The organism is Psychroflexus salinarum (genome assembly GCF_042677225.1).
Lineage (GTDB): Bacteria > Bacteroidota > Bacteroidia > Flavobacteriales > Flavobacteriaceae > Psychroflexus > Psychroflexus salinarum.
On record NZ_JBHTIV010000010.1, the window covers coordinates 53106 to 76029 of the forward strand.

Sequence of the window (22924 nt, forward strand, 5' to 3'; positions counted from 1 at the left end):
TAACTTCAATAATTTACAGATTTCATGGATGTACAACAGAAGATAGAACAGCTAAGATCAGAGCTTCACGAGCATAATTACAAGTATTATGTGTTGGATAAACCTGAGATTTCTGACTATGATTTTGACATGAAGTTAAAAGAATTACAACAGCTTGAGGAAACGTATCCAGAGTTTAAAGATCCGAACTCTCCTACGATGCGGATTGGAGGCGAGGTGACCAAAAACTTCAAAACCATTGTTCACGATTTCCCGATGTATTCGTTGTCAAACTCTTATTCTAAAGAAGATCTTGACGATTGGGAAGCTCGAATTCAAAAAATAATTGAAGGACCTTTAGAGTTTACTTGTGAGTTGAAATATGATGGCGCCTCTATCAGCTTAACTTATGAAAATGGTGAATTTTTAAGAGCTGTAACCCGTGGAGATGGAACTCAAGGAGACGAAATCACTCAAAACGTAAAAACTATAAGATCAGTTCCACTTAAATTGAAAGGCGACGATTTTCCACAAAGATTTGATATTCGTGGAGAAATTGTTCTTCCTTATGAGGGTTTTGCAAAGCTGAATGCTGAAAAAGTAGAACAAGGAGAAGAACCTTATGCTAATCCTAGAAATACTGCATCTGGAAGCTTAAAACTTCAAGACAGTGGAGAAGTAGCAAAAAGACCTCTGCTGTGTTTGCTGTATAGTTTGGCAGGAGAAAATCTTGGTGTGAAAACTCAGATGGAAAGCCTTAACAAAGCTAGAGAATGGGGGTTTAACGTTCCGAGAGAAGCTCAACTTGCTAAATCTATGGATGAGGTGTTTGCTTATATAAATTATTGGGATGAACACAGGCGAGATTTACCTTATGAAACTGATGGTGTTGTAGTAAAAGTAAATAGTCTGCAAGACCAAGAGGAGTTGGGGCATACTGCAAAATCTCCACGATGGGCTATGGCTTACAAATTCAAAGCAGAACAAGTATCAACGACTTTAAAAAAAATTACTTATCAAGTAGGAAGAACTGGAGCTATAACTCCAGTGGCAAATTTAGACCCTGTCCAATTGGCTGGAACCACCGTGAAACGCGCGTCTTTACACAACGCTGACCAGATTGAAAAACTAGATATAAGAGAAGGGGATGTGGTTTTTGTAGAAAAAGGCGGTGAGATTATTCCAAAGATTATCGGTGTAGATTTTACACATCGCGATCCAGACTCTAAACCCACAGTGTATATCGAAGAGTGCCCAGCCTGTGAAACCCAGCTAGAACGAAAAGAAGGAGAAGCTTTACACTTTTGTCCCAATACAGAAGGTTGCCCCCCTCAAATCATTGGACGTATCCAGCATTTTATTTCTAGAAAAGCCATGGATATCGAAGGTCTTGGAGGAGAAACAGTAGCTTTGCTCGTAAAAGAAAATTTAATTGAAGATTATGCAGACCTCTACACTTTGAAAAAAGAAGATGTTCTTCCTTTAGAACGTATGGCAGAAAAATCTGCAGAAAATTTGATCTTAGGCATTGAAGCTTCCAAGGACGTTCCTTTTGAGCGTGTGCTTTTTGGCTTGGGAATTCGTTACGTTGGCGAAACCGTCGCTAAAAAATTGGTTAAAGCCTATAAAAGTATAGATGTCTTGGCATCGGCAAGTATAGAAAACCTTGTGGCTGTAGATGAAATAGGAGAACGCATTGCTCACAGTTTAGTCGATTTCTTTAGTAATGATGCCAATAAAGAGCGTATCATCAGACTTCAGGAATATGGTTTAAATCTAGAAATTGATGAGGAAGAGCTGGGAAATCAAAGTCAGAAGTTAGCAGATTTAACCTTGGTGATTTCAGGAGTTTTTGAAAAAGTATCTAGAAAAGAAATTCAAAACTTGATTGAAACCCACGGCGGTAAGAATACCAGTTCAATTTCCAAAAAGACAGATTACCTAGTTGCCGGAGATAATATGGGACCAAGTAAACGAACTAAAGCAGAAAATCTTGGTGTCAAAATTATCACTGAAGATGAATTTTTGAAGATGATAAATTAGTCAGCAAGTAAACCAGTCAGCTATTTAAATTTCAATCACAAAACTTTCATTTTTATTCCCTCCAGCTTCATCGAAGTAAAAATCAATTCTACCAACGTTTATGCCAGCCCAACCGACTTGATTAACGAGAACTTTTTTACCATTCAGATTATCCACAACGCTCGGTTTTTCTAGAAACGTATGAGTATGTCCGCCGATGATGAGATCAATATCCTTGGTTTGTGCTGCTAGTTTTAAGTCATCAATCTTATCGGATTTGTAACTGTAGCCAAGGTGCGACAAGCAAATAATTAAATCGCATTCTAGATCTTCTTTCAGGATTTTCGCCTGATCTTGAGCAATTTCAACAGGATTAAGGTATTCCGTTTCCTTATATAAATCTTTAGAAACCAAACCTTCCAACTTGATTCCAAGTGCAAAAACGCCTACTTTGAGGCCATTGACTTCATAAACTTGATGAGGCTTCACAAGACCATCCAAAGTGGTGTTGGATAGGTTGTAGTTGGAATTGAGTAAGTCAAATTCTGCATGTTGTAATTGTGCAGCTATATTATCAATCCCGTTATCAAACTCATGATTTCCAATGGTTGAGGCGTGGTAACCCATTTTGGTCATCAATTTATATTCGAGTTCGCCCCCGTAAAAATTAAAATAGGGCGTGCCCTGGAAAGCATCACCCGCATCCAGAATTAGTGTGTTTGGATTTTCAGATTTTACATTTTGTATAAAGCTATATCTTCTGGAAACTCCTCCAAGATTAGGGAAACTACTGTCGTTTGCAGGAAAAGGATCAATATGGCTATGCACATCGTTGGTGTGTAAAATGGTGAGGTGTTTTGAAAAAATTTTAGGTTTGAAAGCACTCAAAACACCAAGACCTCCTACAGCCACAAAACTAGTTGCTGCGCCAGTAGTTTTTATAAATTTTAATCGATTCATGCGTTTAGTTTTGAAGTTGAATAAAGCGTTGATCCCTTACTGGTGCAATGGTGTCTTTCTTTTTGAAATAGTCAATTAATAAATTTCTCAACTTATAGTCTAAGCTTTGGACATCTTTGGCTTCCAAGAAAAAGTCCATGCGATCGCCGCCTTTTATTAAATAATCTGAAGTAGCTACGTAATAGTTTTTATTTTGAATCTTTTCTCCGTTCACTTTAGCCTCACTTAAGTTGCCTTCAGCATCAAAGATCACTTGAAGCCCTGCGATGGGATGAGCTACTTTGTTTTGAACCAGATAATTAATTAATGCTTCAAGTTCACCTGAAGCCAACTCAGCAATCACAACTTCATTTTCAAACGGCATAATATTATAAGCCGTTCTCGTGGTTATATCACCAGCGTTGATCCCAGAACGAATGCCGCCATAGTTCAGAATCACTACATCAATATTCTTCCCTGTTCTTTCTTTGAAAATAGGGTTAGCCATCTCAAGAACAGCATCAGCCATCATGTTCCCTATAGGTGTATTGAATTGAAAATCAGACTTATTCATAGCTTCTGGAGTGAAAGCAAGAGTACCTTCCATTTCTTCTTTGATTCTATTTCGATATGGAGCTATGAAGTTTTCCAGTTCTTCATTCTTTTTGATAGAATCTGATATCCGAACTTGTTTCCCTTCGATTTTGGCAAGTTTTTGTGGTGCATCTGCACAAGACCACAAACTTAAAATCAAAAGGAATATCCCGAGTTTTTTCATTTAAATCAATTTTGGTGTAAATATAAATAAAACCCATAAAGAGTTGATACTATCAAGGCTTAGCCAGGATATAATTTGAAGTTTTGGTATTTTTTTATTTAGCATTAGCAAATGATATTAAGAAGTTTATTTTGGTATTTTTGCAAAACTCTTAAATAATACCATGGAAATACCTCTGCTCAAGGAAATCGTTGTCGTTTTAGGCATTTCAATTGTTATCATTTTAGCTTTTCAAAAGCTGAAAGTGCCTTCTATTCTAGGGTTTTTATTTGCCGGTATTATTGTAGGACCAAGTGCGTTTAATCTTCTAAGTTCAAGACATGAGGTAGAGTTACTTTCAGAAATCGGGATTATTTTTTTGTTGTTTATTATCGGTATCGAATTATCCTTTAGTGGATTGATGAAAATTAAGAAAACCGTATTTATTGGTGGTGGACTGCAAGTAGGGGGAACAATACTTGTTACTGCTTTAGCAGCAATGGCTTTGGGTGTAGAGATTAATACTGCAGTATTTATAGGCTTTTTGATTTCCTTAAGTAGTACAGCGATTGTTTTGAAAATGCTACAAGAGAAAGGGGAGATAAAGTCTCCGCATGGTAGAGTAGCCTTAGGAATTCTTATCTTTCAGGACATCATAGTGGTTCCTATGATGTTGTTGACACCAATATTAGCTGGAAAAGCAGATAATGTTGGGATGACCGTTCTTATACTCTTAGGTAAACTTGTAGGTGTTGGAGTAGTCGTCTTTGTTCTTCAAAAATTCATTGTGCCTTTCATATTTAAATTGGTCGTTAAATCTAAAAATAGAGAGTTATTTATCTTAACGACGATTGTGTTTTGTTTTGGTGTAGCTTGGCTGACTTCTTCTGTTGGACTTTCATTGGCACTGGGCGCATTTTTTGCTGGCTTAATTATATCAGAATCTGAGTATAGTCATCAGGCTACAGCAAATGTGTTGCCGTTTAGAGAGATATTTATCAGTTTCTTTTTTATCTCTGTCGGTTCTCTTTTAGATATTAACTTCTTTATAAAAAACGTAGTTTACATTTTACTTTTTGTTTTAGCTGTTATGGTAATCAAAATGTTAATTGTAGGACTTGTAACCTTGTTCTTGAAAACTCAACCTCGAACTGTTTTTATGTCGGCTTTTAGTATTTTCCAAGTGGGTGAATTTTCATTATTGCTTTCAACCGTTGGTTTACAAAATGATATACTCCCGAATGAAATGTATCAGTATTTTCTTGCCGTTTCTATAATTACTATGGCTTTGACGCCTTTTGTGTTACAGAAATCTCATAGCATGTCAGATTTCCTTTTGAGAGCTGCTATTCCAAAACGTGTGAGAAAACGTATGAACAAACGAAAAATTGATAATAGCAGTCAAGAGGTTGACCAAGATCAAGATTGGAAAGATCATGTTGTAATTGTGGGGTATGGTATAAATGGCCAAAATATTTCTAGGGTGACTTCACATATTGACATTCCTTATGTTATCGTAGATATGGATTATGATGCTATCAAGATGGCAAAACAAAAAAATCAACCTATTGTATTTGGAGATGCTTCGGATCCTGAAATTTTGAAACATATAAATATTCAAAAAGCAAGGGTGGTAGTAATCGCTATTTCAGACCCTAATGCTACTAAAAAGATTATTTCTTCGGTTAGATTATTTTCTCAAACCGTTTATATCATTGTAAGAACCCGTTACGTGAAAGAGATTGAAGAAAACATGAAAGTAGGTGCTGATGAAGTTATTCCTGAAGAATTTGAAACTTCCATTGAAATATTTACCCGAGTTTTGAGACAATATATGGTGACTCAAGGTGATATAGAAAATATTGTGACTAGCATTCGGTCATCAGACTACGAAATGCTGACAAGTATCAAACCAACTTCAACCAATGCTGTGTTCCAACAACTTAATATTCCAGATAAAGAAGTGGCAACGCTTCATGTTCAGCATGGAAATAATAATATTGCAGGCGCAACTATAGGTGAGTCAGGAATTGGAAAAAATTACAATGTGACCGTTTTAGCCATAAAGCGTGGTAGAAAATATATTTCAGACATCCAGCCTGATACCAAGATCGAAATCGATGATTTAGTGTATATTTTTGGAGCTTCAAGTGATATAAATGCATTAAATAAAGTGATAAAATTTTAAGCTTATAGCGTAACAAATTCAGAATAAAGAGTCCAATAATAAATTGAAAATCATGAAAAAAATAATTTTAGCCTTTACAATTTTGATAAGTGTAGTTGGCTGCAAATCGGTTTCTCAAAAAGAGAGTGACCTTATAGTTGTAGATGTTTTTCTCCATGAGGTTGAAAATGACAGAGTAAAAATAACTGTGGATCCAGGATCAATAGCTCAGGATTCAATTAAATTCTATTTGCCAAAAACAGTTCCTGGCACTTATGCTATTAACGATTATGGTCAATTTTCCAGCGATCTTGTTGCTTTAGATTATGATGGAAATAACATGAACGCGACCCGTCAAGATGATAATACATGGGTAATTACTAATTCTTCAGATTTTGATAAACTAAGCTATTACGTAGAAGACACTTATGATATTGAAGGTGAGGGAGGTGTGTTTTCACCAGCAGGAACAAGTTTTGAAGCTGGAGATAATTTTATGCTGAATTTGCATGCGATGGTTGGTTATTTTGAAAATTCTAAGGAAACACCTTATAAAATAAATGTTCACAGACCTTCCAGTCTAGTAGCTTCGGCTTCTTTACCAGTTATCAACCAAACTGATAAAGAAAACTACGTGATAGATGAATTTTCTACAGACCGATATTTTGGTGTTATAGATCATCCTATTTTGTATTCTGAGCCAGACACCACAAGTTTTGATATTGAAGGAATGAAGGTGTTGTTGAGTATTCATTCTCCAAATAATGTTCATTCTACTGAGGATCTAAAGCCTGCTTTAGAGAAAATGGTCCAGGCTCAAAAATCCTTTTTAGGAGAAATTGATAATACCAATGTTTATGCGATTCTTCTGTATTTATCTGATATGGAAGCTGCAGATGCACGCGGGTTTGGAGCTTTGGAGCATCATACTTCTACAAGTGTTGTTTTACCAGAAACTATGACTTTGCAGCAGCTCGATGAATCGATGACAGATGTAGTTTCTCACGAATTTTTCCATATCATCACTCCTTTGAATATTCATTCCAAAGAAGTACATTATTTTGATTACAATGACCCTGAAATGTCTCAGCACTTATGGATGTATGAAGGTGTTACAGAGTATTTTGCAAACTTATTTCAGATTAATCAAGGTTTAATTTCTGAAGAGGAATTCTACCAGAGAATGAATGAGAAGATTCAAACCTCAATGGCGTTTGATGATACGATGTCGTTTACAGAAATGAGCGAGAATATTCTTGATGATAAATACAAAGACAGTTACTATAATGTTTATCAAAAAGGCGCGCTTATAGGAATGGCGCTTGATATTAGGCTTAGAGAACTAAGTGGTGGTGAAATGGGGGTTTTGGATTTGATGAAAAAATTGATTTCAAAATATGGAAAAGACACTCCATTTGAGGATGATGAATTAATCGCAGAAATCGTTGACTTGACTTATCCTGAAATTCAAATCTTTTTTGATAAGCACGTTAGTGGAAATATACCAATACCATATGATGAGTTTTTCGCTAAAGTAGGTGTAGAAAAAACTGAAAGCTTATCTAAAACAGGGTATTTTTTAAACGGTAGAACACCATTTATAGATGCTAACCAAGATAAGGGAACTGTATTTTTTAGAGAAAGTTATCCAATGAATTCTTTTTTCAAAGACTTACGAGTTCAAGGTGGTGATGTTATAAAGTCTATTAATGGCACTAAATATACTTTAGAAAATATAAGACCACTTATCATGACATCTATGGGGTGGCAGGAAGGAGAAGATTTTACTATGACTGTGATAAGAGACGGAGAAGAAATGACTTTTGAAGGAAAAACTTCTCAGCCTTACATCGAGAAAACAACATTACAATCTGTTGAATTGGAAAGTGAAAATCCTAAATTCAAATTAAGACAGGCCTGGTTAAAAGGCTAAGCTTATTTTCTGACAATTTATATAAAAACTTATATTTGATCCAAAATTTAAAGGTGCTTACATCAATTCAAAATTTTTTTCTTAATAAAAAACTGGAGTCTTCAAAATCGTCTAAACTCGACGATTTTGCAGGATCAAAAATTGGGATATTATTCAACGATGATGTTTCAGATAGATATCAATTACAGCAATTAATTGAAAAGAATTTTGATGTTGATCCATCAGAAATTAATTTTTTAGGATTTAGCAGGCATCGGTATGATAGAGTTGAAAAGCCTGGTTTCGTTTTTATTCAGAAAGATTTTTCTCTTTTTGGCCAACCGAAATCAGAAGTGATTAATAATTTTACACGTCACAAATACAAGTTGTTGTTCAATTTTTTTGGAGAAGAGGAGCTTTGCTTAGAGATTGTAGCACAACTTACTGAAGCAAAATTAAAAGTGGGTTTAAGCGAATCAAACGAAAAAATAAATGATCTCTTATTGGCTTTAGATTCCAAAAACCTTGATTTTTTTAAAGAAAGTTCAAAATATATAAAACATATAATATAGTTAATAAATGAAACAATTCATAGGTACGGGAGTTGCTTTAGCAACACCATTTGATAGTGATAAAAAGGTAGATGAAAGTGCTTTACGACGTTTAGTTCAGTTTCAGATTAAAAATGGAGTAGATTATATTGTAGTTTTAGGAACTACAGCAGAAAGTGCTACATTAAATAAGAAAGAAAAAGAACAAGTAAAAGATATTATAAAGGATGAGAATAATGGTAAGCTTTCTTTGGTGCTAGGTGTTGGTGGAAATAATACGTCACAAGTTGTGAAAGATATTTCTGCTGAAAATCTTGATGGTTTTGATGCAATATTGTCAGTTTCTCCTTTTTATAATAAACCAAGTCAAGAAGGAATTTACCAGCATTTTGCCGCGATATCTCAGGCATCACCACTTCCGATTATTCTTTACAATGTTCCAGGTAGAACAGGTTCTAATATGTTGCCACTTACAGTTACCAGATTAGCAAATGATTTTGATAATATCATTGGAATAAAAGAAGCAGCAGGGGATATTGTTCAAGCCATGCAAGTGATACGGGATACACCGTCAGATTTTCTAGTTATTTCTGGGGATGATATGATTACCTTGCCTATGATTCTTTCAGGTGGCGCTGGAGTAATCTCAGTTATGGCACAAGGTTTTCCTTCTGAATTTACTAAGATGGTCAATTTCGGCCTACAGGAAAAAGTGAATGAAGCATACCAAATTCAATTTCATTTGATGGATGGAATTGACCTTATTTTCAAAGAAGGGAATCCGGTCGGGATAAAATCTGTTTTAGAGCTTAAAAAATTAGCTGGAAGTGACGTGAGATTACCATTGGTGAATGCAAGTTCAGAATTAAAGTCTGCTTTGAGTGTTTTCATTAATCAATTGAAATAAGGCAGAATATATTGCGTTTTTATTATCGAAGATTTATCCCTAATTTTGCACGATATTTAAGTTTATGAAGCGATTAATTGTTTTACTTATACTAGCTCTTGGCTTCACTTCATGTAGTGAATATCAAAAGGTCTTAAAAGAGAAAGAAATTCTCCCAAAATACGAACTGTCTAAGGAGTTCTACGAAAAAGGTATTGAGACAGGTAAGAACAAATATTTTCGCAAAGCTATACGTTTGTTCGATCAAATTTTGCCCCAGTATAAGGGTAAGCCTTCTGGAGAAACAGTAAGTTACATGAACGCCAATGCTCATTATTTAGTTGGGGACTACTTCCTGTCAGGTTATCTTTTTGAGCGTTTTTCAAAATCCTATCCTAATAGTGAAAAGGTAGAAGAGTCTTTTTTCAAAAGTGCAAAAAGTTATTACGAAGTATCTCCTATCTACAGTAAAGATCAAGAAGACACTCGTACTGCTATATCTAAACTTCAATTCTACATCAATACATATCCTGACGGTGAGTATTTTGCAACTGCCAATGAGATAATTCAAGAATTGAGTGTTAAAATAGAAAAGAAATTTTATGAGATAGCAAAGCAATACCACCATACAGAGCGATATAAAGCAGCTATACAATCATTTGATAACTTTATACTTAAGTTCCCAGGCTCAAAATTTAGAGAAAAAGCTTTTTTCTATAAATTTGAATCTGCATACTTATTAGCAATTAATAGTATTTCATCTCTCGTTCCAGAACGATTGGCAGAAGCTAAGACTTACTACGAAGATTATATTAAATATTTTAGCGGGACTGAGCTATCAGAGCAAGCTAAGATATACGCAATAGACATAGAAGAACGAACAAATACCTTAACAGAATTATGAATTCAAATATCAAACACACCAATGCTCCGTTAAGCACAACTACTATCAATAAGAATAAAGTTGATGCTGCTACAGGGAACATTTACGAAGCAATTTCAATTATTTCTAAACGTTCCAACCAGATTAATGTCGAGATGAAGAAAGAGCTTTTGGAAAAATTAGATGAATTTGCAACTTACAACGAAAACCTAGATGAGGTTTTTGAAAACAAGGAGCAAATTGAAGTGTCTAAATATTACGAAAGATTACCTAAGCCACATTCTATAGCTATGGATGAATGGTTAGATGATAAAATTTACTATAGAAATACTAAAGAAAATACTGAAGAATAACAAGTATTGCTAATGAGTATTTTAAGCGGCAAAAATATCCTATTAGGAATTACGGGTGGTATTGCCGCCTATAAATCTGCTTTTCTTGTAAGACTTCTCAAGAAAGCTGGAGCTGATGTGAAAGTTGTTATGACTCCAGAATCAGAGCAATTTGTAACTCCACTTACGCTTTCCACACTTTCTGAAAATCCAGTAGTTTCCTCCTTTACAGATGAAGAGAAAAACTGGAATAACCATGTAGATCTTGGATTGTGGGCAGACTTTATGTTGGTTGCTCCTGCAACAGCAAACACTTTGTCCAAAATGGCTTCTGGGAGTGCCAATAACATATTACTTACCACTTATCTATCTGCAAAGTGTCCTGTCTATTTTGCACCTGCAATGGATCTTGATATGTACAAACATGCATCTTCAAAAGCAAGCATTGACAGATTAATAAGTTTTGGAAACAAATTTATAAGACCAGAATCTGGACAACTTGCGAGTGGACTTGTAGGTGAAGGAAGAATGGCTGAGCCAGAAATTATTGTGGAATTTTTGGAAAAGGACATTTTATCCCAGCTACCACTTTCAGGTAAAATGGTTACAATTACAGCGGGTCCAACTTATGAAGCTATAGATCCTGTGCGCTTTATCGGGAATCATTCTAGCGGGAAAATGGGTTTTGAGCTTGCTCACCACGCCTTAATCCTCGGAGCTAAAGTAAACCTTATTACCGGACCTACACATTTAAGCCTGGATCACAGTAACTTGAACAGGATAGATGTAGTTAGCGCTCAAGAAATGTATGAAGCAACAATATCTTATTTTGAAAAATCAAATATAGTCATAGCTGCAGCCGCAGTATCAGATTACAAGCCAAAACAACAATTTGATAAAAAATTAAAGAAAAGTGAAGATACGATGCATATCGATTTGGAGCCGACTCCAGATATTTTGAAGTCTTTAGGTGATAAAAGGACTCATCAAATTTTAGTTGGCTTTGCACTAGAAACCAACAATGAAGAAGAGAATGCAAAAGCTAAACTGGATAATAAAAACTTAGATTTTATTGTTTTAAATTCACTCAATGATAAGGGGGCAGGTTTTAAAAAGGACACCAATAGAATTAAGATCATAACAAAAACTGAAATAATTCGTTTTGAAACTAAGCCTAAATCTGAGGTTGCCATCGATATTATAAATTATATTTTGAAAATTGCTGATTGATGAATTTAAAATATTTAATACTTACAATATTTTTTCCTTTTGTAGTTTTTTCTCAAGCTATTGAAGCTGAAGTTTTTCTTGATGCTCAACAAACAGGAAGAAGTCAATTATCGATTTTTTCAACTTTGGAAAGAGACTTATCCGAATTTATTAATAATACACAATGGACAGATTCCAATTTAAAATCTCATCAACGTATTAAATGTAGTTTTAATATTATTATTCAAGGTTACGATTCAGACAATTTTCAGGCTACTCTTCAGGTACAATCATCGAGACCAGTGTTCGGTTCATCCATGAATTCAATTTTATTGAATATCAAAGACAATGATTTTAATTTTAGATATAAGGAGTTTGAACCCCTAAATTATAACCCAAATGTATTTACTAATAATCTAATTTCTACGATTAGTTTTTATGTGTATACCATTTTAGGATACGATGCAGACTCATTTGTAGAAGATGGTGGAAGTGAATTTTACGAAGAAGCTAGAAAAATTGTGAATGCCGCAAGTCAAAGAGGTGGTAACGGCTGGACAGAGTCTGGAGCATCTCAAAGTAGATTTGGAATAAACAGAGATTTACTCTCTGGAAATTTTTCAAATTTCAGAAAAGCATTGTACGTCTATCACAGAAAAGGTTTGGACGTTATGCATCAAGACGTCGAAGCAGGTAAAGAAAATATTCTTAGTGCTATAAACTTGATTTCTGAAAATTCTAAAAGCAGGCCTAATGCAGCATTGTTCAGAATTTTCTTTGATGCAAAATCAGATGAAATCATGCAAATACTTAATGGTGGACCTGAAATGAATATTGACTCTACTGTGAGTACTTTAAATCAAATAGCTCCAGTCCATAATCGAAAATGGCGAATGATAGCCAACTAATTGTGGTGAAGATCTCTCAATATTTAGTAGATTAGCTACTAAATTAATTTCTAAATTATTTATTTGTGCTAAGAGTTCTTGGGATAAAAAATTTTGCACTTATTGAAGACATAAGTCTTGAGTTTACAGATAATTTTTCGATTATAACTGGTGAGACTGGTGCAGGTAAATCTATTATACTTGGAGCTTTATCCTTGTTATTGGGTAAAAGAGCAGACTTAAATTCTATCAGGAATTCTGATAAAAAATGTGTGATAGAAGGACATTTTTCTGTTGGTGCATTTCATTTGCAATCTCTATTTGAGAGTTTGGATTTAGATTATGAAGAAGAGACTATCATCAGGCGAGAAATATTGCCTTCAGGTAAATCTAGGGCTTTTGTAAATGACACTCCAGTAAGACTTTCAAATTTAAGCGAACTTGGTGTTCACCTCATAGACATTCATAGTCAGCATGAAACTCTGTCAATTGGAAACCAGGATTACCAATATGACGTTTTAGATACAGTAGCCCAAAATTCAGAATTGAAGGTTGATTATTTAAAGAATTATAAACTTCTGAATAGATTCAGAAAAGAATTTGATGAATTAAAATCTAAGCAAGTCAAAGCTGATGAAGCTTACGACTACAATGTGTTTTTGCTTTCAGAATTAGCCGAAGCTAAGCTCAAGCCTGGACTCCAGGAAGAGCTGGAGTCTATGCAAAGCAAGCTAAGTCATGTAGAAGAACTACAAGAGAAATTAGGTCAATCCTACCAACAGCTAGACGATGAATCTATTGGTGTAGTAGCTCAATTGAGAGAAATTAATTTGCAATTGAGAAAAGCCTTTCAATTGGATTCAAGTCTTGAAGAACTTCACCAAAGGGTAGAAAGCATGTTGATAGAAGCAGAAGATATCAGTTCTGAAACTCAAATTCAACTAGAATCTTTGGATGCAGATCCAAAAGCATTGGAAGAGGTGAATGAAAAGCTTCAACTGATTTATACCTTACAAAAAAAGCATCATGTTTCAGACGTTGAAGGCTTGCTTCAAGTTAAAGAGGACCTTGAAATACAGGTTTCAGTAAAAGAAAATGCAGAAAAAGAACTTAAAGAGGCTGAATTACAAATTTCAAAACAACAAGAGAAACTATCAAAACTTGCTAAAGAACTCTACGAAAGCCGATTGAAAACAACATCTACTATATCTAAAGTTGTGGAAGTTATGTTAAGTGAATTGGGAATTCCAGATGCTAAACTTAAAATCCAGGGTAGCTTAAATTCGACTTTCAGTTCTAAAGGCGCAGATGATTTTGAGTGGTTGTTTTCTGCTAACAAAGGTAGCGCGCCTCAGGATATCAAACGAGTGGCTTCTGGTGGGGAGTTGTCGAGAATAACGTTGGCTATAAAAAGCCTTTTGGCACAATACGAAAACTTGCCTAGTATCATTTTTGATGAAATTGATACCGGAGTTTCTGGAGATGTAGCCACAAAAATGGGAGTGATTATGAAAAAAATGTCAGCTTCCTTACAGGTGATTTCGATTACACATCTACCGCAAATTGCTGGTTTGGGACAACAGCATTTCAAAGTATTTAAAACTACACAAAACGAGAAAACGCAATCCAATATAAAAGTTCTTAAAGATCAAGATCGAGTTGTTGAGCTCGCTGAAATGCTTGGAGGTGATAAAACCTCTGAATCTGCTCTTGCTCATGCTCAATCTTTGTTAAAATGATTAACTTTACAGCATTCAAATAAAAATTTAACTATGTCATATAATTTATTGAAAGGAAAACGAGGAATTATCTTTGGAGCTTTAGATGAAAACTCTATAGCATGGAAAACTGCTGAAAGAGCACATGAGGAAGGAGCTCAATTTGTACTTACCAATGCTCCAGTAGCTTTGAGAATGGGAACCATTAACTCACTTGCTGAAAAAACCAATTCTGAAGTGATTCCTGCAGATGCTACCAAGGTTGAGGATTTAGAAAACCTGATTGAAAAATCTCAAGAACTCCTTGGGGGTAAATTAGATTTCGTTTTACATTCTATCGGTATGTCCATCAACGTGAGAAAAGGCAAACACTACACCGATCAAAATTACGATTGGACTCACAAAGGTCTTGACGTTTCTGCAATGTCTTTTCATAAATTGATGCAAACGCTTTATAAAAAAGACGCTATGAATGAGTGGGGAAGTATTGTGGCGCTTACTTATATGGCTGCTCAGCGTGTGTTTCCAGACTATAATGATATGGCTGATAACAAAGCTTATTTAGAATCTGTAGCTAGAAGTTTTGGTTACTTTTTTGGAAAAGATAAAAAGGTGAGAGTTAATACCATTTCTCAATCGCCAACACCAACCTCTGCAGGTCAAGGCGTGAAAGGGTTTACAGGCTTTATGAATTATGCAGAAAAAATGTCACCACTTGGTAATGCTACAGCATTAGAATGTGCAGATTATACCTTGACACTATTTTCAGATTTGACAAAAAAAGTGACTTTACAAAACCTATTTCACGATGGAGGATTCTCAAATATGGGAGTAAGTCAGGAAATCATGGAAGCAATGGAAGAGTAGTGTTTTAACATTTACGGAATTATTTAAAAACCCTCCTAGTGAGGGTTTTTATTTAAGCAAAAATTAATAATATTTAGCATTAATGAGTTAATTTAACAACTTTGTCTGAATGTTTAGTTAAAAATCAAAGTAAATATTTCGTAATTTGATAAATAATTAACTATATTAGTCTTGAACTAAAAATAATAAATTATGAAAAGAATTACAATGACGCTTTTTAGTCTTGTTTTTGCATTATCACTAAATGCGCAGGATTACTCAGTGAAATCAGTCAAGCCTGCAATGGCTCCAGAAATTCCTAAAGAAGTTTTGTTTGATCAATCAAATCCGCCAGATGTTACAAATGGCATAGTCTCTGATTTTTCCAACTTGGATAATGCTGGTGTTTGGTCTGCAGATGATTTTGTATTAACAAGCGAAAATAACATCACCTTTATTTCAGCTTTTGGCTTTAATAACAGTGGAGCTTTTTTAACGGATGCTACAGGTATTAGTGTTTATATTTATGCTAATTCAGCAAGTAATACTCCTGACGGTGATCCTACTCAAGCTGGGTCTGGACTTTTGGAGATTGTTGATTTAGATCCAACTGGTCCTGCAGTAGATGTTACAAATCCAGGGGAAGGTACATTCAATATTAAAATTGATATTGAAGAAGCTTTGGGGACTACTTTTACTTTACCAGCTGGAAATTATTGGCTTGTTGTAGCTCCTAGCATGGACAATATAGGTGGTTTCAACGGAGACAATAGATGGAACTGGTATAGTGCCGGTCCAGGAGCCTTTGGAAATAGTGAGGCGTATTTGATAGATCCAAGTAACGCTTTTGGAGGAGGATTTACAGATTGGACGGCGTTTTCTGTATTAGGCTTAGATTTTCAAAGTACCGCATTTGTAATTGAAGGAGAGACAACTTTAGTATTTCCAGAACCTTACTGTGGTCCATTAGACTTTACTGATGGAGTAGAACCTATTTCCAATGTAGAATTTGCGGGTATTGCTAACGCTTCAGATCCTGTTGTAAACGGATCTCCAGGTCACGAAGATTTCACTTCTGTAAGCGGTGATGTGTTGGCTGGTGAATCCTATGATATTGCTATAGAGGGTAATACAGATGGTGGTACATTTACTAACAGATTTGCTGTCTTTATAGATTGGAACCAGAATGATGTTTTAGATGATGCTGGTGAGGTTTATGAAATTACGCAGACTTTAACTGGTTCTGATGGACAAGATGGTCAACAGGTTGTTCAAACACTAGATGTTCCGATTGACGCTCTAGAAGGTCAAACTAGAATGAGAGTTAAAAAAATATTTGGGACCACAGATTATCTTGACCCATGTCTTGGAACTGAATACGGTCAAGTCGAGGATTACTCAATAAATGTATCTATTCCTACTGCAAGAGCGCAAGTGGTTCATAATTCTCCAGATCCAGCTGCATCAGTTGTTGATGTTTATTTAGGATCAGATTTACTTTTAGATGATTTCGAATTTAGAACTTCTACACCTTTCGTAGATGTGCCAGCTAATCAGGAAGTTACTTTAAGCGTTGCCCCAGGGACAAGTACAGATGTATCTGAAGCTTTATATAGTGTTGATGTGACGCTTGTTGACGGAGAAACTTACATTGTAGTTGCAGATGGAGTTTTAGATCCAAGTCAATTTAATGCTTCAGTAAATGCAATAGATTTCGGATTACAAGTTTATGCGGGCGCTAGAGAAGCTGCTGCAACAGTAGGTAATACAGATGTTTTAGTTCATCATGGTTCTCCAGATGCTCCTACAGTAGATGTTATGAATCAAGCTGATGGTAGTGTATTGGTTGATGATATAAGCTATCCAGAATTTCAAGGCTACTTAGAATTACCAACTTCAAATTACTTTTTAGATATAACTACAGCGGATAATTCAGTAATTGTAGAAAGTTACTTAGCACTTTTAACTAGTTTTGGTCTAGAAGACCAAGCCATTACAGTTTTGGCTAGTGGATTTTTAGATCCTTCGGTAAATCAAGATGGTCCTGATTTTGGACTTTGGGTATCTTTAGCTAGTGGTGGTGCTTTAGTAGAGTTGCCTACAGCAGACGTAGATCCTGGATTCCCAGGTTTTTATTGTGGACCTTTAGAATTTGATTTCAGTGTGGAGCCAATATCTAATGTTGAATTTTCTAACATGGCAAATTCTTCAAACCCTGCTATTGATGGATCTCCTAGTCATGAAGACTTTACAACAATCGTAGCTGATGTTACAGCTGGAGAATCATATGAGATTACATTAGAAGGTAATACAGGTGGTGATTACTCTAATAGTTTTGCAGTTTTTATAGACTGGAACCAGGATTTCTTATTTGATGGCCCAAATGAAGTCTATGAGATTACACAAACGCTTACAAACTCAAATGGACAGGATGGTCAACAAGTAACTCATATTATTGATGTGCCTGCTGGTGCTATGGAAGGACCAACTCGTATGAGAGTTAAAAAGATTTATGGAACAGGAGATCTTTCAAATCCATGTGTAGGAGCTAGTTTTGGACAAGCTGAAGATTACACAGTAAGTGTAGGAACGTTGTCAAGTGATAACTTTGATTCTATAGACTTTAGCTACTATCCAAATCCAGTCAAAGATATACTTTCTATTACAACAGCATCATCTGTTGATAATATCAAAGTATATAATATGATAGGACAATTGGTTAAAGAAACTGCACCAAGATCTGCTAATCCAAAAGTTAATTTAAGTGAATTCAATTCTGGGGTTTACTTAGTGTCTTTGGAAGTAGAAGGACGTGTAGAGACTTTTAAAGTTATGAAGCAGTAAGATATCTTACCATTAATTAAATATCAATCCCGGAGCAAAGCTCCGGGATTTTATATTTATAATATCTTTACCGCATGGTAGAGCTTTATTTTTCATTTATTATCCCCGTCTATAACAGACCTCAAGAAATAAAAGAATTGCTGGAAAGCCTGTCTTTGATTGATAATGCTTTTGAAGTGGTGATTGTAGAAGATGGTTCTCAAAACACTTGTGAAGATGTAGTTGACGAATACAAGGATAAATTAAATATTTCTTATTACTTCAAGGAAAATTCAGGACCAGGAGATTCTAGGAATTTTGGAATGCATAGGGCTAAAGGTAATTATTTTATCATTTTGGACAGTGATGTTATAGTGCCTGAAAAGTATTTGAAAACGGTTAGTACGGCTTTGTCCACCAATTATTTGGATTGTTTTGGTAGTGGTGATAAGGCGCTCGATTCGTTCTCTTCAGTTCAAAAAGCGATAGATTTCTCAATGACATCGTTAATAACTACTGGTGGTATAAGAGGAGGCAAGCAATCTAAAATTTCAAGATCCTACGAGCCTAGAAGTTTTAATATGGGAATCTCAAGAGCTGCTTTTCTTGCGTCTGGAGGTTTTGGCAGGATTCACCCTGGTGAAGATCCAGATCTATCAATTCGATTGAAAAAGCTAAAATTTAAAGTTGGATATATACATGGTGCACATGTTTACCATAAGAGAAGAACAGATTTTAATAAATTTGCTTTACAGGTTTATAAATTTGGTCTGGCAAGACCAATTTTAATATCACGCTATCCTGAAACTTCGAAGCTCACCTATTGGTTTCCTTTTTTTTATACAATAGGTCTACTTATTGGTTTAGTTTTACTTTTATTCAAATTATATTTCATAATATATTTTTATGCTCTTTATAATTTTTTAGTTTTTGTAGACTCTTTTGTAGACTATAAAAACTTGAAAATTGCATTATTAAGCTTAATAGCTACTAATATCCAATTTTCAAGTTATGGCTTAGGATTTATTTCGAGTTACATAAAAATATGTATATTAAAAAAAATACCTGAAAAAACATTTCCGAAATTATTTTTTGATAAATGAGTAAATACAAGCAGATTGACAAACTTAAGACCAATTTCAAAAAAAGAAATTATAAGGCATTTTTCTTTTTTATAGGGTTTACCTTACTTATTTGGATTTTTGTTCAGATGTCAAAAGTATATGATCATGAGGTGAAACTATTATTTCAACTTGAAGAAATACCTCAGCATATTGTAATCGAAAATGAAACGCAAAGTACATTAGTACAGGTAAAGCAAACTGGCTTTAAAATCTTATCAATTAATCTTTTCAACTCAACTCTCAAGCTGGATTTTAATGAATTAGATTCTGTACAAGGTGGTTATATATTCCATCTTGAAAAGAATAAATCTAGAATAGCTAGACCCTTAAATGTTTCGACCAGTGAATTAGAAATTCTTCAAGACAGTCTTTATTTCAATTTTTTTAGGCTGGCAACAAAAAAATTAAAAATTAAACCGAACTTTAAGGTTAGTTTCAGCAGAGGATATGACTCTATCAAAAATTTCAGTTTTGAACCAAGTTATATAGAAATTTCTGGTAATGACTCAATTTTAAAAGATCTCGAGTACATATCAACGGAAAGGAAAAACCTCAAAGAGGTTTCAGATACATTATTTGGTGCTGTTGATATCCAAAAGATAGATAGCATTTCTATTAATTATTCAGTTGAAACCATAAATTACACATTACCTGTAGCAAAATTTACAGAAGGTAGTTTTGAAATTCCAATAGAGGTAATCAATACTAAAGTAAATGAAGAGCTTGTAATTTTTCCTAAGAGTGTGAATGTGAACTTTAAAACAAGTTTATCTAACTATGAGAAGATAGATGAATCTGGCTTCAGGGTGGTTGCTAAGTACGTTCCTGATGAAGATTTTATGATATTAGAACTCGTCAAGCAACCAAAGCTTGTGAAGAATGTTTCTCTCGAGAATTATAAAGTTGATTATTTAATAAAGCGATGATAAAAATTGGACTTACAGGAGGTATTGGAAGCGGTAAAACTACGGTGGCTCAAATGTTTCAGGATAAAAATGTTCCCGTTTTTACTGCTGATATTGAAGCGAAAAAAATACTAGATCGTCCTGATATTGCTTCTGAAGTTTCTCAAGTTTTTGATATAAAGCTGAATTCTGAAGGATTAGTAAACAAGCCTGAGCTTGCTTCATTAGTTTTTAGTGATAATGAAGCTTTACAAAGATTGAATTCTATAATTCATCCTGAAGTACATAAATATTTTGAAAGCTGGCTTTCAAAGCAAACCGCACCTTATATCATCTACGAAGCTGCTATTATATTTGAAAAAGATAGAGCTTCAGATTTTGATTATACAATTCTTGTTACCGCTCCGGAAAAAATTAGGATAGAGCGTGTGATGGCTAGAGATACTGCAAGTGCTGAAGCTGTGAAGTCTAGAATGAAAGCTCAATGGGATGAATCAAAAAAGAAGAAATTAGCTGATTTTATCATAGAAAATATTAATTTAAAAGAAACTCAGCAAGAGGTTGGTAAACTTCATGAAAAGTTTCTAAGCTTTTCAGATAAATAAAGACATTGCCCTGTTAACTTTCGGTTAAACATCAAGAAAGCATTTTGTTAAAACTGTAATTTTGGCAAAATGAACAAACGTATATTTACATTCATAATTGTATTGATGAGTGTTTCCTTAATAGGAATCATCTTCGTTCAAGGCTATTGGATTAAAAACACAGTAGAGAGCAACGAAGAGCAATTTTCTATGGGAGCTAAGCAAATTCTCATAAACGTTGTTCAGCAATTAGAAAAGGAAGAAATCGATAAATATTATTTCAAATTTGCTTCCATTGCAGATTCTGAAACACCAGTAAGAACTCAGCTTAGTGAAATATTTCAACTGCCTGATGATGGTATTTCAACTGAATACTTTATGTATTCCAATCGTTTGTTTCAAGAGGATTACAAAGTAGCTTCTCCTTTCTTAGCAGAAAACCAAGATTCTATTGAATTCAAAAAATTTATTAACCGAAAGGTTACTGCTGTAATGAGAAGAGATGGAGTGGATGGAACTTCTCTTAACGCTATGGAGCGTTTTGAACGCATCAACAATTTAGAGGAAGAGCAAAAGTATCTTTGGTTGGACGCGATTAAAGAAATGGCTTCTAAAATACCTATACATAAACGTGTTGATACTCTAGAAATTAAAAAATTGATTGATGAACAAATGAATAAACGAAATCTGAAATCTGATTATGATTTTGGTATTTATAGCAACGCCTTGTCTACTAAAGTAAGAACATCAAGTTTTGAATTAAACTCACCTTCAACTTATGGTATTCCTGTTTACAGTTACAATGACGAATTTTCAGATTATCAGTTGTTTATCAATTTCAAAGACAAAAATCAGCAGATTTTATCTTCAATTGCTTTAATGGGTGGACTTTCTGTTATGTTTACATTAGTTATAGTTTTAGCATTTTCTTCAGCTATAGGGCAATTGATAAGGCAAAGACAAATATCTCAGATTAAAACTGATTTTATAAATAATATGACGCATGAGTTCAAAACACCTATAGCAACTATTAATTTGGCTCTAGATTCAGTAAAAAATCCTATGATTTCCAAAAACCCTGAAGCAGTTGATAGGTATATGAACATGATAAGAGAGGAAAATAAGAGAATGCATGCACAGGTAGAAAATGTTTTGAGAATTTCTAAACTTGAGAAAAACGAGCTTGATATAGAAAAAAGTAAATTAAATCTTCATGAAATTATTGAAGATTCTATAAGCCACATTAGTTTAATTGTGGAAGACAGAGAAGGTCATATTGAAACTAAATTTGAAGCAAAGCGGGATAGTATTCTTGCCAATGATTCTCATTTTTCTAATGTGATCGTTAATATTTTGGACAACGCAGTTAAGTATTCAACTGAAGCTCCAAAAATAAAAGTAACTACTGAAAATGTAAACAATTACATCATTCTTATCATTTCAGACCAAGGAAACGGAATGACAAAGCAGGTTCAGAAAAAAGTATTTGATAAATTTTACAGAGAGCATACAGGTGATGTACATAATGTAAAAGGTCATGGACTTGGTCTAGCTTATGTGAAACGAATTATTGAAGACCATCACGGTGAAATCTCCGTAAAAAGCGAAAAAGGAAAAGGAAGTTCATTTATAATTAAATTACCATTAATATCATAAATATATGGAAACTGAAAACAAGAAAATTTTATTAGTAGAAGACGATCCAAATTTTGGAATTGTTTTGAAGGACTATTTGTCCATGAATAATTACGATGTAACTCATGCTAAAAATGGCATGGAAGGCTTCGAAAAATTTAAAAAAGGAAATTATGATCTATGCATTTTAGATGTCATGATGCCCTACAAAGATGGTTTTACCTTAGCAAAAGAAATTAGAGCTAAGAATGAAGATATTCCAATCATATTCCTTACAGCAAAGGCTATGAAGGATGATGTATTAAAAGGCTATAAGGTAGGTGCGGATGATTATTTAAACAAGCCATTTGATAGTGAAGTGCTTTTAATGAAAATAAAAGCTATTATGCAACGTAAAAATTCAGATACACTTGCTGATAGTAAGCAATTTGAATTTGCTGTTGGTAATTTCCACCTCAATTCTAAGCTAAGATTCTTAACTTATAAAGATGAGGAGCCAATAAAACTATCTCCTAAGGAGAATGAATTGTTACGTTTACTTGCATTGTATGAGAACGATTTAATGCCAAGAGAACTAGCATTAACTAAGATTTGGAGAGATGACAATTACTTTACTTCAAGAAGTATGGATGTTTACATCGCCAAATTGAGAAAATATCTGAAAAAAGATGATACTGTGGAAATTTTAAACATCCATGGTGAAGGTTTCCGTTTGGTCGTAAAAGGCTCTGATGGGAAAAGTGCTTAATACACTCACTTTTTTCA

The 22924-nt window shown here is 34.3% G+C and carries 19 protein-coding genes; 17 read left to right on the forward strand and 2 right to left on the reverse strand.

All coding sequences use genetic code 11. The features are described from left to right. Positions 1-24 precede the first annotated feature (24 nt). A complete protein-coding gene (gene ligA, locus ACFQ0R_RS09470; protein ID WP_379658129.1) occupies positions 25-2022 on the forward strand; it encodes an NAD-dependent DNA ligase LigA in 1998 nt (665 codons plus the stop codon). Between the two features lie 24 nt (positions 2023-2046). On the opposite strand, the gene ACFQ0R_RS09475 is transcribed toward ligA, so the two are convergent. Together ACFQ0R_RS09475 and ACFQ0R_RS09480 are read right to left on the reverse strand one after the other, a co-directional pair. Beyond that, complete coding sequence (locus ACFQ0R_RS09475; RefSeq protein WP_379658130.1) at positions 2047-2961, reverse strand: bifunctional metallophosphatase/5'-nucleotidase; 915 nt, start codon at positions 2959-2961, stop codon at positions 2047-2049. 4 nt (positions 2962-2965) lie between these two features. Next, positions 2966-3718: a 5'-nucleotidase C-terminal domain-containing protein gene (locus tag ACFQ0R_RS09480; protein ID WP_379658131.1), complete on the reverse strand. Its 753-nt coding sequence runs from the start codon at positions 3716-3718 to the stop codon at positions 2966-2968. A 163-nt stretch (positions 3719-3881) separates the two neighbouring features. Here ACFQ0R_RS09480 and ACFQ0R_RS09485 point away from each other — a divergent pair, with 163 nt between their 5' ends. From ACFQ0R_RS09485 to ACFQ0R_RS09560, 16 genes are all read left to right on the forward strand, one after another. Beyond that, a complete protein-coding gene (locus ACFQ0R_RS09485; RefSeq protein WP_379658132.1) occupies positions 3882-5885 on the forward strand; it encodes a cation:proton antiporter domain-containing protein in 2004 nt (667 codons plus the stop codon). 52 nt (positions 5886-5937) lie between these two features. After that, the gene (locus ACFQ0R_RS09490) at positions 5938-7797 is read left to right on the forward strand and encodes a M61 family metallopeptidase (RefSeq protein WP_379658133.1); all 1860 of its coding nucleotides are present in this window, start codon (positions 5938-5940) and stop codon (positions 7795-7797) included. A 53-nt stretch (positions 7798-7850) separates the two neighbouring features. Further along, entirely contained in the window at positions 7851-8348 is a 498-nt protein-coding gene (locus ACFQ0R_RS09495) for a DUF6913 domain-containing protein (RefSeq protein ID WP_379658134.1), read from the forward strand. A gap of 7 nt (positions 8349-8355) precedes the next feature. Continuing rightward, complete coding sequence (gene dapA, locus ACFQ0R_RS09500; protein WP_379658135.1) at positions 8356-9234, forward strand: 4-hydroxy-tetrahydrodipicolinate synthase; 879 nt, start codon at positions 8356-8358, stop codon at positions 9232-9234. A gap of 64 nt (positions 9235-9298) precedes the next feature. Then, positions 9299-10117 carry an outer membrane protein assembly factor BamD gene (locus ACFQ0R_RS09505; RefSeq protein WP_379658136.1) on the forward strand — a complete coding sequence of 273 codons (819 nt, stop codon included), beginning with the start codon at positions 9299-9301 and terminating at the stop codon, positions 10115-10117. Further along, a complete protein-coding gene (locus tag ACFQ0R_RS09510; protein WP_379658137.1) occupies positions 10114-10449 on the forward strand; it encodes a DNA-directed RNA polymerase subunit omega in 336 nt (111 codons plus the stop codon). Before ACFQ0R_RS09505 ends, ACFQ0R_RS09510 begins: the two co-directional genes overlap by 4 nt. 12 nt (positions 10450-10461) lie before the next feature. Next, the gene (gene coaBC, locus ACFQ0R_RS09515; RefSeq protein WP_379658138.1) at positions 10462-11658 is read left to right on the forward strand and encodes a bifunctional phosphopantothenoylcysteine decarboxylase/phosphopantothenate--cysteine ligase CoaBC; all 1197 of its coding nucleotides are present in this window, start codon (positions 10462-10464) and stop codon (positions 11656-11658) included. Continuing rightward, positions 11658-12545 carry a type IX secretion system protein PorD gene (gene porD, locus ACFQ0R_RS09520; RefSeq protein ID WP_379658139.1) on the forward strand — a complete coding sequence of 296 codons (888 nt, stop codon included), beginning with the start codon at positions 11658-11660 and terminating at the stop codon, positions 12543-12545. The genes coaBC and porD overlap by 1 nt, the downstream gene beginning before the upstream one ends. Before the next feature lie 65 nt (positions 12546-12610). After that, entirely contained in the window at positions 12611-14263 is a 1653-nt protein-coding gene (gene recN / locus ACFQ0R_RS09525) for a DNA repair protein RecN (RefSeq protein ID WP_379658140.1), read from the forward strand. 33 nt (positions 14264-14296) lie between these two features. Continuing rightward, entirely contained in the window at positions 14297-15109 is an 813-nt protein-coding gene (locus tag ACFQ0R_RS09530) for an enoyl-ACP reductase FabI (protein WP_379658141.1), read from the forward strand. A gap of 192 nt (positions 15110-15301) precedes the next feature. Then, complete coding sequence (locus tag ACFQ0R_RS09535) at positions 15302-17932, forward strand: GEVED domain-containing protein (protein WP_379658142.1); 2631 nt, start codon at positions 15302-15304, stop codon at positions 17930-17932. 74 nt (positions 17933-18006) lie between these two features. Then, entirely contained in the window at positions 18007-19014 is a 1008-nt protein-coding gene (locus ACFQ0R_RS09540) for a glycosyltransferase (protein ID WP_379658143.1), read from the forward strand. Then, positions 19011-19961 (forward strand): hypothetical protein, encoded by a 951-nt coding sequence (locus ACFQ0R_RS09545; RefSeq protein WP_379658144.1) that lies wholly within the window; start codon positions 19011-19013, stop codon positions 19959-19961. Before ACFQ0R_RS09540 ends, ACFQ0R_RS09545 begins: the two co-directional genes overlap by 4 nt. Then, the gene (gene coaE, locus ACFQ0R_RS09550; protein WP_379658145.1) at positions 19958-20545 is read left to right on the forward strand and encodes a dephospho-CoA kinase; all 588 of its coding nucleotides are present in this window, start codon (positions 19958-19960) and stop codon (positions 20543-20545) included. The genes ACFQ0R_RS09545 and coaE overlap by 4 nt, the downstream gene beginning before the upstream one ends. Before the next feature lie 69 nt (positions 20546-20614). After that, positions 20615-22180, forward strand: coding sequence for a sensor histidine kinase (locus ACFQ0R_RS09555; RefSeq protein WP_379658146.1), 1566 nt, complete (start codon positions 20615-20617; stop codon positions 22178-22180). Positions 22181-22184: 4 nt separating this feature from the next. After that, entirely contained in the window at positions 22185-22907 is a 723-nt protein-coding gene (locus tag ACFQ0R_RS09560; RefSeq protein ID WP_379658147.1) for a response regulator transcription factor, read from the forward strand. Positions 22908-22924 lie beyond the last annotated feature (17 nt).

Coding starts and splice junctions, on each gene's coding strand:
- ligA (WP_379658129.1), top strand. CDS start 25: ATGGATGTACAACAGAAGATAGAACAGCTAAGATCAGAGCTTCACGAG.
- ACFQ0R_RS09475 (WP_379658130.1), bottom strand. CDS start 2,961: ATGAATCGATTAAAATTTATAAAAACTACTGGCGCAGCAACTAGTTTT.
- ACFQ0R_RS09480 (WP_379658131.1), bottom strand. CDS start 3,718: ATGAAAAAACTCGGGATATTCCTTTTGATTTTAAGTTTGTGGTCTTGT.
- ACFQ0R_RS09485 (WP_379658132.1), top strand. CDS start 3,882: ATGGAAATACCTCTGCTCAAGGAAATCGTTGTCGTTTTAGGCATTTCA.
- ACFQ0R_RS09490 (WP_379658133.1), top strand. CDS start 5,938: ATGAAAAAAATAATTTTAGCCTTTACAATTTTGATAAGTGTAGTTGGC.
- dapA (WP_379658135.1), top strand. CDS start 8,356: ATGAAACAATTCATAGGTACGGGAGTTGCTTTAGCAACACCATTTGAT.
- ACFQ0R_RS09505 (WP_379658136.1), top strand. CDS start 9,299: ATGAAGCGATTAATTGTTTTACTTATACTAGCTCTTGGCTTCACTTCA.
- ACFQ0R_RS09510 (WP_379658137.1), top strand. CDS start 10,114: ATGAATTCAAATATCAAACACACCAATGCTCCGTTAAGCACAACTACT.
- coaBC (WP_379658138.1), top strand. CDS start 10,462: ATGAGTATTTTAAGCGGCAAAAATATCCTATTAGGAATTACGGGTGGT.
- porD (WP_379658139.1), top strand. CDS start 11,658: ATGAATTTAAAATATTTAATACTTACAATATTTTTTCCTTTTGTAGTT.
- ACFQ0R_RS09530 (WP_379658141.1), top strand. CDS start 14,297: ATGTCATATAATTTATTGAAAGGAAAACGAGGAATTATCTTTGGAGCT.
- ACFQ0R_RS09535 (WP_379658142.1), top strand. CDS start 15,302: ATGAAAAGAATTACAATGACGCTTTTTAGTCTTGTTTTTGCATTATCA.
- ACFQ0R_RS09540 (WP_379658143.1), top strand. CDS start 18,007: ATGGTAGAGCTTTATTTTTCATTTATTATCCCCGTCTATAACAGACCT.
- ACFQ0R_RS09545 (WP_379658144.1), top strand. CDS start 19,011: ATGAGTAAATACAAGCAGATTGACAAACTTAAGACCAATTTCAAAAAA.
- coaE (WP_379658145.1), top strand. CDS start 19,958: ATGATAAAAATTGGACTTACAGGAGGTATTGGAAGCGGTAAAACTACG.
- ACFQ0R_RS09555 (WP_379658146.1), top strand. CDS start 20,615: ATGAACAAACGTATATTTACATTCATAATTGTATTGATGAGTGTTTCC.
- ACFQ0R_RS09560 (WP_379658147.1), top strand. CDS start 22,185: ATGGAAACTGAAAACAAGAAAATTTTATTAGTAGAAGACGATCCAAAT.